11 protein-coding genes are annotated in these 15,255 nt (G+C 37.8%); 10 read left to right on the forward strand and 1 reads right to left on the reverse strand.

Translation table 11 applies throughout. The annotated features are described in order from the left end of the window. The first annotated feature begins 20 nt into the window (after positions 1-20). The 10 genes from ABVM52_RS12675 (at position 21) to ABVM52_RS12720 (ending at position 14,395) form a co-directional block, all read left to right on the forward strand. Complete coding sequence (locus ABVM52_RS12675; protein WP_405381036.1) at positions 21-3,140, forward strand: SusC/RagA family TonB-linked outer membrane protein; 3,120 nt, start codon at positions 21-23, stop codon at positions 3,138-3,140. Between the two features lie 10 nt (positions 3,141-3,150). Continuing rightward, entirely contained in the window at positions 3,151-4,806 is a 1,656-nt protein-coding gene (locus tag ABVM52_RS12680) for a RagB/SusD family nutrient uptake outer membrane protein (protein ID WP_405381038.1), read from the forward strand. 142 nt (positions 4,807-4,948) lie between these two features. After that, positions 4,949-5,944 carry a DUF4861 family protein gene (locus ABVM52_RS12685; RefSeq protein ID WP_405381040.1) on the forward strand — a complete coding sequence of 332 codons (996 nt, stop codon included), beginning with the start codon at positions 4,949-4,951 and terminating at the stop codon, positions 5,942-5,944. 121 nt (positions 5,945-6,065) lie between these two features. Continuing rightward, positions 6,066-7,181 (forward strand): glycoside hydrolase family 105 protein, encoded by a 1,116-nt coding sequence (locus tag ABVM52_RS12690; protein ID WP_405381042.1) that lies wholly within the window; start codon positions 6,066-6,068, stop codon positions 7,179-7,181. Between the two features lie 21 nt (positions 7,182-7,202). Continuing rightward, entirely contained in the window at positions 7,203-8,447 is a 1,245-nt protein-coding gene (locus tag ABVM52_RS12695; RefSeq protein WP_405381044.1) for a glycoside hydrolase family 105 protein, read from the forward strand. A gap of 183 nt (positions 8,448-8,630) precedes the next feature. Beyond that, positions 8,631-9,677, forward strand: coding sequence for a Gfo/Idh/MocA family oxidoreductase (locus ABVM52_RS12700; protein WP_405381046.1), 1,047 nt, complete (start codon positions 8,631-8,633; stop codon positions 9,675-9,677). A gap of 27 nt (positions 9,678-9,704) precedes the next feature. Then, complete coding sequence (pelA, locus tag ABVM52_RS12705; RefSeq protein WP_405381048.1) at positions 9,705-11,696, forward strand: pectate lyase; 1,992 nt, start codon at positions 9,705-9,707, stop codon at positions 11,694-11,696. Between the two features lie 55 nt (positions 11,697-11,751). Then, positions 11,752-12,552 (forward strand): cupin domain-containing protein, encoded by an 801-nt coding sequence (locus ABVM52_RS12710; protein ID WP_405381050.1) that lies wholly within the window; start codon positions 11,752-11,754, stop codon positions 12,550-12,552. 14 nt (positions 12,553-12,566) lie between these two features. After that, a complete protein-coding gene (locus ABVM52_RS12715; protein WP_405381052.1) occupies positions 12,567-13,304 on the forward strand; it encodes a rhamnogalacturonan acetylesterase in 738 nt (245 codons plus the stop codon). A gap of 104 nt (positions 13,305-13,408) precedes the next feature. Continuing rightward, positions 13,409-14,395 carry an alpha/beta hydrolase fold domain-containing protein gene (locus ABVM52_RS12720; RefSeq protein ID WP_405381054.1) on the forward strand — a complete coding sequence of 329 codons (987 nt, stop codon included), beginning with the start codon at positions 13,409-13,411 and terminating at the stop codon, positions 14,393-14,395. Here ABVM52_RS12720 and ABVM52_RS12725 read toward each other — a convergent pair. Then, complete coding sequence (locus ABVM52_RS12725; protein ID WP_405381056.1) at positions 14,392-15,084, reverse strand: NUDIX hydrolase; 693 nt, start codon at positions 15,082-15,084, stop codon at positions 14,392-14,394. The genes ABVM52_RS12720 and ABVM52_RS12725 overlap by 4 nt on opposite strands. Between the last annotated feature and the right edge of the window lie 171 nt (positions 15,085-15,255).

Consider the following 15,255-nt stretch of genomic DNA (forward strand, 5'->3'; position numbering starts at 1 on the left):
TCACTCACTTAATTACTATTATGAAACAACAAATTGCAAAAGTAAAAACCAATTTTTGGTTTTTTACGGGGGTTATGCTATTTACCCTTTTTATGGGTAATTACGCATTCTCCCAACAAGGAACAACAATTAGCGGTCTGGTAACAGACGCTGAAACAATGGAACCTTTACCAGGGGTAAATGTGGTAGAAAAAGGGACCACAAATGGAACCGTTACCGATTTTGATGGAAATTATAGCATTACCTTAACTACAGATAATGCTGTATTAATGGTAAGTTATATTGGCTTTGCCGCAAAAGAGGTTCCTGTAGATAACCGCACGCAACTTAATGTAACTTTATCTGAAGATGCTGAGGCATTGGAGGAAGTTGTTGTAGTTGGTTACGGATCTGTAAAAAAAGCTGATCTCACCGGATCGGTTACAAGTGTATCTACAGAACAGATTACACAAAGAAATGTCAACAACCCTTTAGAAGGTATTCAAGGTAATCTACCTGGGGTAGTAATTACCAATAGTACGGGCCGTGTTGGAGATGGCTTTGATATTAATATTAGAGGAAATAACTCTTTTAGTGGAGATGCACAGCCTTTATTTGTTGTAGATGGTGTGCCAACAGATGGTATTGACTTTCTTAACCCGCAGGATATTGAGCGTATAGATGTTCTAAAAGATGCCTCTTCAGCGGCTATTTATGGTTCTAGGGGTGCAAACGGTGTGGTAATCGTTACTACAAAAGGCGGTGCAACGGCAAAAGGCGGTGTGTCGGTTTCTTTTGAAAGCTCTTATGGTATTGTACGCAGAGCTAGGTTCCCGGATTTTATGAACGGACAAGAATGGTGGGCATATCATCAAACTGCTTACTTAAACCAAAATGATCCGTTAGGGGATACTCCAGAAAATAACTTTGCCTTGGCAAGCAACAATAGCCCAGAATTGGTTAAGCGTGCCAATGCCGGTTTTAATTTTGATTGGGCAGATGCAGTTTACCGTGATGGTAGTATACAGAATAATTATGTTTCGGTTAATGGCAGGGCAAACAATGGTATGGCCTATAATTTAGCCATAGGATTGCAATCGGACGAAGGTCTTTTGCAGAATGAAGCTTTGGACAAGTATACGTTTAAAGCGGGTGCCACGCATAATATCGGTGATAAGTTTTCTGTGGGTGCCAATTTAACTTTATCGCATGAAGTAAATGATCTGGGTAGTGAGCAGGCCGCTAGGGATGCCGTAAGGTTAAGTCCCTTAGCTTCCCCATGGGCTATAGATGCAGATGGTAATCAATTGGTAGGGGAGCTGTTTTTTCAGCCAGGAAAACTTACCTACCCTAATGGTGATTGGGCATTTAACAAAACCAGTACCTTAAACCCTTTGGTTGAAATTGCCAACTCCAAACAACAGGTAAGAAGGTGGAGAACCTTGGCTAATTTGTTTGCGGAATATAAGGCCTTAGATTGGTTGTCCTTTAAAACTACATTCTCTGCAGGTTTATTGAATAGACGCATTGGCGAGGCGTATGGAGCGGAATCCTATGTGGGTCAATCTAATGGCGGTACCAACACGGCAAGCTTGGACAAGCTGGAGAACTTTAATTATACCTGGGATAATCAATTCAACATTAATAAGACTTTTAATGAGGATCATGTATTTGGCTTCTTAGGGTTACAGAGTTTCTATAGCAATAGAACAGAAGAATCCTATGCTTTCTCTAGCGGACAGCCATTTGAAACATTATGGTATAATTTAGGGTCCGGACCACAGAATACCTTTAATTTAAGCTCGGGCTTTAGAAAAAATACATTAATGTCCTATGCGGGCCGTTTAAACTACGCATTCAAGAATAAATATTTATTAACGGCTTCTATTAGATGGGATGGATCTTCTGTACTATCGGAAGGTAATAAATGGCAAAATTTCCCGTCGGTGGCTTTGGCTTGGAAACTTACCGAAGAAGATTTTTTTAACGATGAAAGCTTCATTAACAACTTAAAGCTTAGGGCAAGTATTGGGTATACCGGTAATGATAACGTTAGCCCATATTCTACCTTAAATTCTGTGGATAGTCAAACATATTATGATTTTAACGGAAATGCGGCAAACGGATTTGTAGCCGATGAATTGGCCAATAGGTTCTTAACATGGGAACGAACTCGAGAATTAAATTTTGGACTTGATTTTGGTTTCTTCAGAAATAGAATTTTTGGTAGTGTAGATGTTTATGATAGACTGTCCGATGGTTTAATTGTTGAACAAGATTTACCTATTGAAACCGGGGCGGGTAGTATCAATAACAATGTTGGTTCTTTAAGCAATAAAGGTGTAGAGGTTTCATTGGTTACGAGAAACATACAAACTGAAAAAGTAACATGGGAAACCAATTTTACCTTTAGTAAAAACACCAACGCCTTGGAATCTGTTTATGGGCAAAGTGAGCAAGATGATCCAGGAAATGGTTTTTTCATTGGTGAAGCATTAAGACCTCACTATAACTATGTGTTTGATGGTGTCTGGCAGGCAAGTGAAGCTGCAGAAGCGGCTTCCTATGGCATGAAAGAAGGTGAGGCCAGACCAAAGGATATTAATAATGATGGTGTTTTTGACCCGGATGATGATAGGGTTGTTCTTGGAAGTACGCAACCAGATTGGATCGGGGGTATAACCTCTAATCTAACGGTGGGTAATTTTGATTTTACCGTCTCTGCTATAGCGCTTCAAGGTGTTTTGGTCAGAAGTGATTTTCTTAATGATAGTTTTGGTGATCCTAATGATAGGGGGCGTAATCACTTGGATTGGGACAGTTATTATGTTCCTGAAAATGGTGCCGGACTTCCAGTTCAGGTATCAAATGAAATTCCTAGACCACGTGGTCAAGGTCAGTTTTGGGGAACGGATTTCGGATTTTATAGAGATGCCTCTTTCGTAAAGATCAAGAATATCTCGTTAGGATATTCCTTTGGACAAAAGGTCCTTAATGACCTAAATATTAAAGGGTTTAGAATTTATGCCAACGTCTTAAATCCGTTTGTCTTTGCAAACAAGGATTTTGAAGGATGGGATCCGGAATGGGCAGATGCCGATCAAAATGTAGCTAGACCTAGCTCCATTACATATCAATTAGGTTTAAGTTTAAAGCTTTAAAAAAAGAGACATGAAAAAAATATATATTTTAGGAATCTTATTAGCTGCATTTGCTTCTTGCAGCGACTTTATAGAGGAGGAAAACCTATCTGGGGAATCCGCAGACTCTTTCTACATTACACCAGATGGTTTTAATTCCTTGGTAAATGCTAATTATGAAAAGCTAAGGGATATTTATGGTGATTCTCCTTTCTTATTTGAAGGGGGTACGGATTTAATCTCAAAAGGTAGGGGACAAGGTCCTTTGGGTTTAACGGAATATCGTGACCTAAATTCTACCTCTGATGGTGTTGATCATTTATACAATGAATGTTACGCAGCTATTCAATTGGCCAATAGAGCCATATATTATTCGGAAATTACGGAACAAACTGCGCAACTTCCTACATTGGTCAGTGAGGTTAAGTTCTTACGGGCGCTTTCTTATTTTCTATTGGTACAAACGTACGGGGGTGTCGCAATTACGGATTATATAGATAGTCCAATCTTGGAATTTGACAGAAATACGGCAGAAGAAGTTTATGCGCAGATTATTTCAGATTTGGAAGATGCTATTGCAGGTGCCGGAACTGGTGCATACGTTGGCAGGGTAAATAAAAGGGCGGCAAAAAATTTATTGGCCAAGGTTTATTTAACAAGAGGCTATGAGTCTTTTGGCTCACAAAATGATTTTTCCACGGCTGCTACATTGGCAGATGAGGTAATAGGTGGACAAGCACTTAATTTACCATTTAGTGAGGTGTTTAGACCAGGGAACGATTTAAATGAAGAGGTTATTTTTTCAGTTCAGTTTGATGCTGCTTCCATAAGTGCAGATCCTGACGGATTAGGAAGTAGACAATACGCTTATTTTGGTTCTTATTTAGGAGGTTCGGAAGTGCAAGGGCAAGCTCCCGCTCGTGACTATTCATCGTCCCCTACAGATTTTGCAATTAGTCTGTTTACGGAAGATGACTCCAGATGGGAGGGTACTTTTATGACAGAGATATTCTACATAGATACTGAAGATTATACAGGTCCTTCATACTTTACCTATTACAGGGTTCCAGAAGAAGAGCACAGTACCTTAGCTGTAAATGAGTTTTACGAACCACAATGGTTTACTCCGGCAGATAAGGAAAACTATTTGGCTACCACAATTCTAGCTCCTAGTTTTAAATATCATAACTATGGTGAATATTCATCTGAATGGACAGATACGGTTTCCTTGGATTATGAGGTTATCTGTGTAAAGAAATTTGATGACCCGTCCCCTACAACGGCATTTGGTGGCCGATCTAGTACAAGAGATATCATTTTATCAAGATTGGCAGAGACTTATCTAGTAGCGGCAGAGGCCTACCTGCAAGCAGGGCAACCTGGTACCGGTTTAACAAGACTTAATGCGGTAAGGGCAAGAGCTGGGGTAGAGGATGCTACAATTGGTGAATTTGATATCGATTATATTTTGGACGAACGTGCTCGTGAACTATTAGGTGAATATCACAGATGGTTTGACTTAAAGAGAACTGGAAAATTGGTTGAAAGAACTTCGTTGTATAACAATCAGGTAAATGAAAGTGATTTTGCTGGTGCTGGTGCACAGAAAATTTTAAGACCAATTCCACAGCAGGCGTTAGACTTAAATCAAAATAATGATTTTCCACAAAACCCTGCATATAATTAAAGCAATGCCGGTGAAATTTAAAGTTTGAAAATAGTTTGTTGAGTTAGTTGTTTGGGATTTGGTGATTTGTTAATCACCAAATCCTTTTATTGCTTATTTTAAAACAATGTTGCTTACATTTAAATATATAAACAGTTTATCTATGAATACTATTGGGAAAATACATTTAGTCCTGCTAATTGCACTTATTAGTTTTACAGCTTGTAAGGATAAAACAAATACATCTAATTCTGGACAAGAGGTTGGTATTGAGAAAAAAGAAGAGGTTTCAAAGACCTATGCTGAAATTTCTATCAAGGAAGGTGGGGAATGGCAAGGCAGAAAATATGTTGGTGAGAATTTTACCTTCAAAAATGTAGAGTTTTTAAGGGCTCCGGATAGTTTAACAGATCATTCATATTATGTACGCTATGAAGGACCAGGTTGGGAAAGTAATAAAGTAGGTTATCGCCTTTACCTAGATTGGAGAAATGCCATTGATATTTTTGGTAAAAAAGTAGATACCATGGTTTTATCACAGGTAGGTGTAGATAATTATGATTCCTATCATGAGGAAAACCCTTGGGGTATGGATATCTTAAAAGCTGGAAGCTCATTGGGAATAGGTTCCTACGGCCGTTTTGACGGTAGTAACGTTACTCATTTTCAAGAGGTAGACTCTACAACCGCACAAATACACAACGAAACTAATGAATCTGGAGTTACCGTTAATTATTATGGGTGGGAAGCTTCAAACCAAAAAATTGATTTGCGTGCACAATTGATGATTGCCGCGGATTCTCGTTTAACAAAAGCTAGTTTAACCCCATCTAAAGCAGGCGAAGGCTTATGTACCGGTATTGTAAAGTTTGATGGTATTGACCTAATCCAAAAAGAAGGTGAAAATGGATGGGCTTATATTGCAACCTACGGGGAGCAGACCTTAGTACCGGATAACCTAGGAATGGTTATTTTTTATAAAGTAGATGAAGTGGAAACCGTTACCAATGCGGAGTTTGACCATTTATTGGTCTTTAAACCAACTACAGATACAATCACCTATTACTTTGGTGGCGCATGGGAACAGGAAAAAAACGGAATTACCACTAAAGATGCATTTGTAGCGTATTTAGATAGCACTTTGGCCACTTTAAAGTAAAAGCATAATGGGTATTAAATCCTTTTTTAAACTTTTTATTTTTTTGCTATGTGTAACCATTGTAAGTTGTAAGACAGAGAATAAAACACATGGTGAAAAAAATGAAAATGTCCATTTAAAAATGGCAATTTCAGATACCCTTCCTTGGTCAGAAAGATTGGCCCTATCAATTATGAAAAGACATCCAGAGGCTTGGCAAGCGGAAGATGAAATTAAAAAAGAATGGGACTATAAAACGGGTCTTTTATTGACCGCCTTCGGAAATTTATACGCGCACACCAATCAGAAGGTCTATTACGACTATATTAAAACCTTTGCAGATACTTTAATTGATGCCTCAGGAAATATCCGGGATTATAAAATTGAATATTACAATTTGGATTTAATCAATTCTGGAAAAATCCTTTTTGGTTTATATAAGTCAACAAAAGATGACCGCTATCTTACAGCGCTAAAAACTTTAAGGAGTCAATTGAAAACACATCCGCGTACTCCCTCTGGCGGATTTTGGCATAAGAAAATATATCCTAACCAAATGTGGTTAGACGGCTTGTACATGGGTGCACCTTTCTATGCACAATATAATACCTCCTTTGAAAAAGGGGATAAATTGGATGATATCGCCTTTCAATTTAAGTTAATTTGGGATCATACCTATGATGACAAAACCGGTCTACTTTACCATGCTTGGGATGAAAGCAAACAAATGGATTGGGCCGATAAAACTACGGGTAAATCACCTAATTTTTGGTCAAGGTCCATGGGTTGGTATATGATGGCTTTGGTAGACGTACTTGACTATTTTCCTCAAGACCATCCTAAACGAGACATGCTTATTTCACATCTAAATCAATTATCTAAGACATTGACTAAATATCAAGATGAAACCGGACTTTGGTACCAAGTAACAAATATGCCAGAGCGGGATGGGAATTATTTAGAAGCGTCAGGTAGCGGAATGTTTATTTATGCTTTTGCCAAAGGTGTGGATAAGGAATATTTACCTGCAGAATATAATGCTGCTGCTGAGAAGGGTTTTAAAGGAATGGTAGACCATCTGGTAGAAGTAGATAAAGACGGCGAGGTACATATTACACAAATTTGTAAGAGTGCAGGTTTAGGGGGCAATCCCTATAGAGATGGTTCTTTTGAATATTATATCAATGAACCAATAGTTACGGATAACTTGCATGGTACAGGACCATTTATTTTAGCTGCGTTAGCATTAAATCAATAAAAAATTATACTAATATAAACCATGAAAAATAATCTAAATCACCTAAAAAGCATAGGCTTGTTGTTTATTGCCGTGCTCTTTTTTAATTGTAAATCAGAGAAGAAAGAAGCAAAATCTACCGGGGAAACTGCAGAAGAACTTGTAGTTTCTAAAGATGCAAAATGGTCTGAACGTATGGCACTTTCAGAAATACATCGATTTCCGGACCCAACGTTATTGGATTTCCAAACAGAGTCTAGATGGAGTTATACAAACGGACTAGTTTTACAGGCTATTGAACGGGTCTATGAGCAAACAGGAGACCAAAAACTGTATGATTATGTCTATGATTATGCAAATAGAATGATAAAAGATGACGGTACCATTGTTACCTATAAACTTTCAAACTATAATTTGGATATGATCAAATCCGGTGATGCTATTTTTTGGTTGCAGGAGAAAAATCCGGAACCAAGATTTAAAATGGCCATGGATACCTTGCATAAACAATTGGAAGGTCAGCCTACAACATCAGAAGGAGGGTATTGGCATAAAAAAAGATACCCTTATCAAATGTGGTTAGATGGCTTGTTCATGGCAGAGCCCTTTCATGCAAAATATGCATTAAAGTATTTAAAAGATGATGAGGTCAATAAAGTTTTGGACCATATTGTACTACAGTTCGACCTTATTGAAAAGCATAGTCGTGACCCAGAAACAGGCTTGTATTACCATGGGTGGGATGAAAGCAGGGAACAACGTTGGGCCGATAAGGAAACAGGTTTGTCCCAACATTTTTGGTCCCGGGGTATGGGCTGGTACGGCATGGCTATGGTAGATATATTGGATGTACTTCCAGAAAATCATCCCGGTCGTGAACGCATTATCCAATATTTAAAACAGTATGCAGAAGCTATCGTTCAATATCAAGATGAGGGCGGTACGTGGTGGCAAGTACTGAACCTACCGGATAGGGAAGGAAATTATCTGGAAGCAACAGGTTCTAGTATGTTTACCTATGTTTTGGCTAAGGGGGCCAATAAGGGGTATTTATCTAAAGATTACCTAGAGCATGCAAAGAAAGGTTTTAATGGCATAATTGAACAATTTGTTACCATTGAGGACAACGGGGTCATCAATTTAAACAAATGTTGTGGGGTAGCCGGGTTAGGAGGAAATCCATATCGCGATGGGTCATTTGATTATTATGTAAATGAGATTATTAGGTCTAACGATCCAAAAGGAACGGGACCTTTTATGTTTGCAGCATTGGAGTTGAACAGGTAATATTTGTATATAAAAAGATATTGAAGAGATTAAATTGTTAATGTTTAATTATCTTAAAGTTAATTAGTTACCATATAATTTGCGGTAAATTATCAGTGCAGTTTTTTATACACCCTTGCTATCTAAAACAATAATGGGAAAAGAATCTATAGTACGTTTAATTAGGATAAACCAAAACCAATAATGAAACCAATAAATGTAGCACTTTGTTCATTTGGTATGAGCGGTTATGTTTTTCATGCCCCTTTTGCCGCTAAAAACCCAAACCTAAATTTATATGCCGTTTGGGAACGCACTAAAAATGAAGCAGAAAAAAAATACCCGGATATAATTACGTTTAGGAAGCTAGACGATTTATTGGCAGATGAAAAGATAGAATTGGTCATTGTAAATACACCAAGCGTAACTCATTACGAATACGCAAAAAAAGCGCTGCAGGCAAATAAGCATGTAATTGTAGAAAAGCCATTTGTGGCAAGTACAGAAGAGGCTACGGAATTAATCGCTTTAGCTAAAAAAAATAAGCTAAAGTTATCTGTTTTTCATAATAGAAGGTATGATAGCGATTTTAAGACCGTACAAAAGGTATTGGAGAATAATTCCCTTGGTCAACTGGTAGAGGCACATATTCATTATGACCGCTACCACCCTGGCTTGAGTCCAAAGGCACATAAAGAAGTGGATACGGCTGCCGTTGGCGGACTTTATGATTTGGGTTCGCATTTAATTGATCAAGCCTTACATTTATTTGGTAAGCCAAATGCAGTATTTGCTGACTTGGCAATATTTAGGCCCAAGGCCAAAGTAGTGGATTATTTTGATGTTAAAATGTTTTATGACACGTTCAGGGTTACCCTTAAATCCAGTTTGTTTGTCAAAGAGGTTACCACAGGTTTTACCCTTCACGGTACGTTGGGTTCCTTCGTAAAATCTAGGGCAGATGTACAAGAGGCAGCGCTGCAAGCTGGCGATATACCCGGTGGCGAAGGATATGGTATTGAACTGGAAAAGGAAATGGGCTTGTTACATGCAGAAATAGAAGGCAGGGAGAACCGGATTAAAGTACCCACACTAGCTGGTAACTATATGGAGTATTTTGATGGCATTGTAGCAGCTATACGTAATGATGAACCCTTACCTGTAACTGGAGAGGAAGCGGCCATGGTCATTGAGGTTATAGAGGCTTGTATGACCAGTAACCAAGAAAAAAGGGTGGTTTCCCTTACATAACGTCCATATAATTTTACAATATTGAAGATGAGCAAGTATAACATATTCTTTCTACTACTAATCTGTGCCGGCAACCTATTGGAAGCACAGGTTTTAGATTATTCTTGGGGCGAGTTGGTTAATTCAAAAGATAGTACAATCTATGCTTCGGAAGAGATTTTAACCGTTGCGGATAATGTTTTATTGCTCCAGAAAGAGATTGGTGGTTGGCCAAAGAACAAACAACCCCAAAATATCAGCGATAATGAAAAAGCTGATTTACGCACTAATAAAAGTTCTAATCTTGGGGCTACCATAGATAACGGCGCTACAACACTAGAAATGAAGTTTTTGGCCAAGGTATATAGGCACCATAATAATGATACTTATAGAACCGCCTTTATTAAAGGTCTGGAATACTTGATAAAGGCACAATATAAGAATGGTGGTTGGCCACAATATTATCCTTTAAGAAAAGGGTATTACACGCATATAACATATAATGATGATGCCATGTACAATGTAATGACATTGCTCAAGGATATTTATGAAACATCTAAGTATGACCACCTATCTATTCCAAATAATCTTAAAAATGCTGCAAGGAAAGCTTTTGATATGGGGGTGTCATGCATTTTAAAAACCCAATATAAACAACAAGGGGTGTTAACGGCATGGTGTGCACAACATGATGTACAGACGTTGGAGCCTGCCAAGGCCAGATCTTATGAGCTACCATCATTAAGTGGTAAGGAATCAGCTAAGATTGTGTTGTTATTAATGTCCATTAAAAATCCTTCTGCAGAGATTATTGCATCTATTACCGCAGCCAAAAATTGGTTTGAGACTGCCCAAATTACCGGTGTTAGGGTTGAACGTAGTTATGATGGTAAAGGTAAGTTGGTTAATAAAAAATTAATAGCAGACCCCAAAGCTCAACCTTTATGGGGCCGCTTTGTGAATTTGGATGATAACCGGGCATTTTTCTGTGATAGGGATGGTATAAAAAAATACGCATTATCGGAAATTGGTCAGGAAAGGAGAAATGGCTACCGTTGGTATACGGACGAACCCCAAGAAGTGTTGGATAAATTTTCACAATGGCAAGAAAATGTAGTTGCGAAAGTAAGGACGGATAAAAATATTGATATCTATAATATGACCGTTGCCAAGGATGGGTCTGGTGATTTTTATGATTTGCAATCTGCCATTAACGCCGCTAAAGGGTTTCCTGACAAACCAGTTACTATACAATTGAAAAATGGCGTATATAATGAGAAGGTAAAGGTTTATGAATGGAATACCCATATGCGTATTATTGGGGAAAGTAAAGAAAATACGATTATTACTTTTGATGATCACTTCAATAAAATAAACCTAGGTAGAAACAGTACTTTTCATACGCCAACATTTACCATTGAAGGGAATGATTTTTACCTGAAGAACGTGACTATTAAAAATACGGCAGGGGAAGTAGGACAAGCCGTTGCATTGGCGGTAAATGCCAATAGGGTTAAAATTGAAAATTGTAGGTTAATAGGTAATCAAGATACGCTTTATGTTACGGGTGAGGGTTTTGTTCAATTTTTTAAGGAGTGTTACATAGAAGGTACTACAGATTTTATATTTGGACAAGCTACTGCATATTTTGAGGATTGCACCATTCATAGTAAATCCAATTCCTATATCACCGCAGCGTCCACACCTAAAGGAAGTACCTATGGTTTTGTTTTTGATAACTGTAAACTAACTGCAGCCAGTAATGTTAGCAAGGTATATTTAGGACGCCCATGGCGAACCTTTGCTAAAACGGTTTTTTTACGTTGTGAACTAGGAAGTCATATAGTTCCTGAAGGATGGGATAATTGGTCCAATAAAGAAGCGGAGAGAAACTCATTTTATGCTGAGCACAATAATTCTGGACCAGGGTATATACCAAAGAAGCGTGTAATATGGAGTCATCAATTATCACAAAGAGAAGCTAAGGATTATGATAAGAAAACCATTTTAGGTAATTCTTTGTGGTTTAAAAAGGAGTAGCAGCTTAAAAGTACGGGTAGAATTTCAATAGTATATAAATATAAACACCTAACATATGAAAACTAAAATAATAGTATTATTGCTAGGCCTGCTAGGAATTCTTTCGTTCACTGTTGTTAAAAATTCTGATGCTATCTATGCATCAGACTTGGTTAAATCCGGCGTATATAAATGGAAAGACCACCCGGTCAAAAAAGGGGGAATGCGAGAATCCAGAAAAATATTTGAGGGAGTTGGGCCACATCTTTCACACTTTAGAATGCATGCCACTACCCAATATCCGGGAGCAAAACCAAATCCTCCCCATGCTAATGAAGCTAAAGAAGAATGTATTATAGTCAAGGAGGGTACTATGAAGGTTACTATTGAGGGCCAATCTAAGATTCTAGGAGCTGGGGGCATTATTTTACTTATGCCGCAACAGATGCACAGCATTGAAAACGTTGGAGATACCAATCTTACCTATTACGTAATGCAATATCAATCCAAAAAAAACATGGATATTAAAAGAGGTATGGCAAATGGAGGATCGTTAATGTTGAATAAAGATTCGCTGGTTTTCAATAAAAGCGAACGTGGTGGTGGAATTCCATATTTTGACAGGGCCACTGCCATGTGCCAGCGTTTTGAAATGCATATTACCCAATTAAATAAAAAAGGTCCAAGTCATAAGCCCCATGCTCATGAGGAAACTGAAATTATCCTGATTTTATCCGGTAATACGGAAATGACCATTAATGGTACTGAATACACAGCTGGGGCCGGAGATTTTTATTTGGCAAATTCCCAAGAACAGCATGGTATACGTAACGCAACAGATAGTCCGTGTAGCTATTTTGCATTTAAATGGAAATAATAGAATAAATGATTATGCGTATACCACTAATTATATTTTCTGTTCTTTTGTTTTATACTGGTTCGGCCCAAGTAACCACCATCTACTGTATAGGAGATTCTACTATGGCGGATAAGGAAAACCCAACGCAGAATCCAGAGCATGGATGGGCACAGGTGCTACCACAATTTTTTACCGATAGTGTAAAAGTTGATAATAGGGCCGTAAATGGCCGTAGTAGTAGAAGCTTTATAACTGAAGGTAGATGGAATGATGTTATGAAGACCTTATCACCTGGCGACTATGTGTTTATTCAATTTGGGCATAATGACCAAAAAATAAAGGACGCAACCAGATATACAAACCCCCATACATCCTATAGGGCCAACTTAAAACAATTTGTTTTGGACACTAGAGAAAAAGGTGCATTGCCAGTCTTATTCTCATCTATTGTTCGTAGGAATTTTAATGAGTTTGGAACTTTGGTAGATACCCACGGGCTATACCCATTAGAAGTAAGGTTGCTGGCCCAAGAGATGAATGTACCTTTTATTGATTTACAATTTTTAACGGAACAATTAGAAATGACATATGGTGCAGAGGGGTCAAAAGCTTTGCATTTACATTTTCAACCTGGAGAACATCCTTATTATCCAGATGGTAAGGCAGATAACACGCACCTGTCCAAAAAAGGGGCATTGGAGGTGGCCGGTTTAACTATAGCACAAATTAAAACCTTGAAATTACCGTTAAGTAAGTTTTTAAAAAATTAAACAAGTTAGTCCTGTTTATATAATGAGTCCACAAAAACCCTACATTTGGTACGAGTTTTTAAAGCTCAGACCAAACAACCAATTTTGAAAAATTACCAACCTAGATGAAATCTACTATTTTAAACGTGTTCTTTCTGGCCGTTTATGTGCTGTTTTCCAATGTATTGACTGCACAAAACCTAGAAGGTATAACTGGTATACCTGATACTTCCTACACTACGGCTTCTGCTTTTGCCCAGGATGTCAAAAAATATCCGCATATAAAAATTATAAAAGAATTTAATTTTGATACCGTTCTCAGGGAAAATGACTTAACATATTGCACATTGGGGGCCAGGTCATTGAAATTAGATGTTTTTGAACCAAAGAATACATCTGAAACCCTTAGGACTGCCATTATCATAATTCATGGCGGTGGGTGGCGTTCTGGGAACAGAACCCAACACTACCCCTTAGCTGAGCAATTGGCGAATAAGGGGTATGTTGCAATAACACCAGAATATCGCTTATCAACAGAAGCTCTTTTTCCGTCTGCTGTCTATGACTTAAAAGCGGTAGTGCGTTGGGTTAGAAAAAATGCCGAAACCTATCAAATAAACCCGGAGAAGATTGTTATCAGTGGTTTTTCAGCAGGAGGGGAATTGGCTGCATTTGTTGGTACTACGGCAAATAAATTACTTTTTGAAAATGATGCATGTAATACCGGTATATCATCTCATGTCAATGCAATCATAGACCTTGATGGTACTTTGTCCTTTGTACATCCGGAAAGTGGTGAAGGTGATGATAGTAAAGGTACTTCTGCGGCCACTTATTGGTTTGGCTATAGTAAGGCAGAGAACCCCTTACTTTGGAAACAAGCATCTCCATTGACCTATGTAAACGACAAAACGCCGCCCACGTTGTTCATCAATAGCTCGGTAGCGCGTATGCATGCAGGAAGGGAAGATTATATCAATATACTAAGAAGCAACAGTATATATTCTGAAGTCATTTCTTTTGAGACGGCCCCACACTCCTTTGTACTGTACAGTCCTTGGTTTGAGCCTACTGTAAAAGGAATAGATAATTTCCTTAAAACGGTATTTTAAATCTTAAAGTTAAAACCGTCCTCCACCTTTCGGTTATATTTTTCTTGGTCGAACATAAATAGGAAAGCTCCTTTTTTAGATGAGCTCATATCTTTTTCGTCCAATTTTATCAATATATCAAAGGAGTTGAATTTGTTGATGAAGTTACGCTTGTCCAGTTTTGTATCTAGAATAGCCTCGTACAATTTTTGCAATTGGCGCATGGTAAATTTTTCTGGTAAAAGTTCAAAACCAATTGGTTTGCTCAAGGCACGTCTACGTAATCTGGCCATAGCCTTTTCAACCATTTGCTCATGATCAAAAATAAGTTTTGGGGCGTCCTTTAAACTAAACCATTTAATGGGATTTTGCTTAAGGAGTTCCTCATCATGGGTTGCAATATCAATTAAGGCGTAATAAGCAACTGAGATGGTCCTTTCGGCAGGGTCTCTATCTACTTTGGAAAAAGAATACACTTGTTCCATATAAATATTATGTAAACCGGTGAGGTGATTTAGGATCCGGATGGCAGCTTCGTCTAAGTTTTCTTCTTTTTTTAAGAACCCACCTATTAAAGACCATTTTCCTTTTTCAGGTTCAAAATCTCGTTGAACAAGTAAAATTTTTAATTCCTCTTTATCAAACCCGAAGATGATACAATCCACTGCAAGCAGAACCTTATCTTCTGTACTATAATTATTTAAAACCATTTAAAATATTTTGCGTTGGCAATTTACTAAGATTCATCCAAAAAAAAATAATTAAATAAAATTTGCTGTTTTCACGGCAATGATAATTATCTCGCTAAAAAATTGTCATTTATATAATTTAAAAGTGTTAAAATTACACATATTTGATAGGATTCCTTGCTCATGTAGAAA

Origin of the sequence: Maribacter sp. LLG6340-A2 (assembly GCF_045057105.1) — a bacterium.
Lineage (GTDB): Bacteria > Bacteroidota > Bacteroidia > Flavobacteriales > Flavobacteriaceae > Maribacter.

What these genes read in the sequence shown, in the direction of transcription:
- ABVM52_RS12695 (WP_405381044.1), top strand. Translation starts at nt 7,203, where the DNA reads ATGAAAAATAATCTAAATCACCTAAAAAGCATAGGCTTGTTGTTTATT.
- ABVM52_RS12690 (WP_405381042.1), top strand. Translation starts at nt 6,066, where the DNA reads ATGGCAATTTCAGATACCCTTCCTTGGTCAGAAAGATTGGCCCTATCA.
- ABVM52_RS12700 (WP_405381046.1), top strand. Translation starts at nt 8,631, where the DNA reads ATGAAACCAATAAATGTAGCACTTTGTTCATTTGGTATGAGCGGTTAT.
- ABVM52_RS12720 (WP_405381054.1), top strand. Translation starts at nt 13,409, where the DNA reads ATGAAATCTACTATTTTAAACGTGTTCTTTCTGGCCGTTTATGTGCTG.
- pelA (WP_405381048.1), top strand. Translation starts at nt 9,705, where the DNA reads ATGAGCAAGTATAACATATTCTTTCTACTACTAATCTGTGCCGGCAAC.
- ABVM52_RS12725 (WP_405381056.1), bottom strand. Translation starts at nt 15,084, where the DNA reads ATGGTTTTAAATAATTATAGTACAGAAGATAAGGTTCTGCTTGCAGTG.
- ABVM52_RS12680 (WP_405381038.1), top strand. Translation starts at nt 3,151, where the DNA reads ATGAAAAAAATATATATTTTAGGAATCTTATTAGCTGCATTTGCTTCT.
- ABVM52_RS12710 (WP_405381050.1), top strand. Translation starts at nt 11,752, where the DNA reads ATGAAAACTAAAATAATAGTATTATTGCTAGGCCTGCTAGGAATTCTT.
- ABVM52_RS12685 (WP_405381040.1), top strand. Translation starts at nt 4,949, where the DNA reads ATGAATACTATTGGGAAAATACATTTAGTCCTGCTAATTGCACTTATT.
- ABVM52_RS12675 (WP_405381036.1), top strand. Translation starts at nt 21, where the DNA reads ATGAAACAACAAATTGCAAAAGTAAAAACCAATTTTTGGTTTTTTACG.
- ABVM52_RS12715 (WP_405381052.1), top strand. Translation starts at nt 12,567, where the DNA reads ATGCGTATACCACTAATTATATTTTCTGTTCTTTTGTTTTATACTGGT.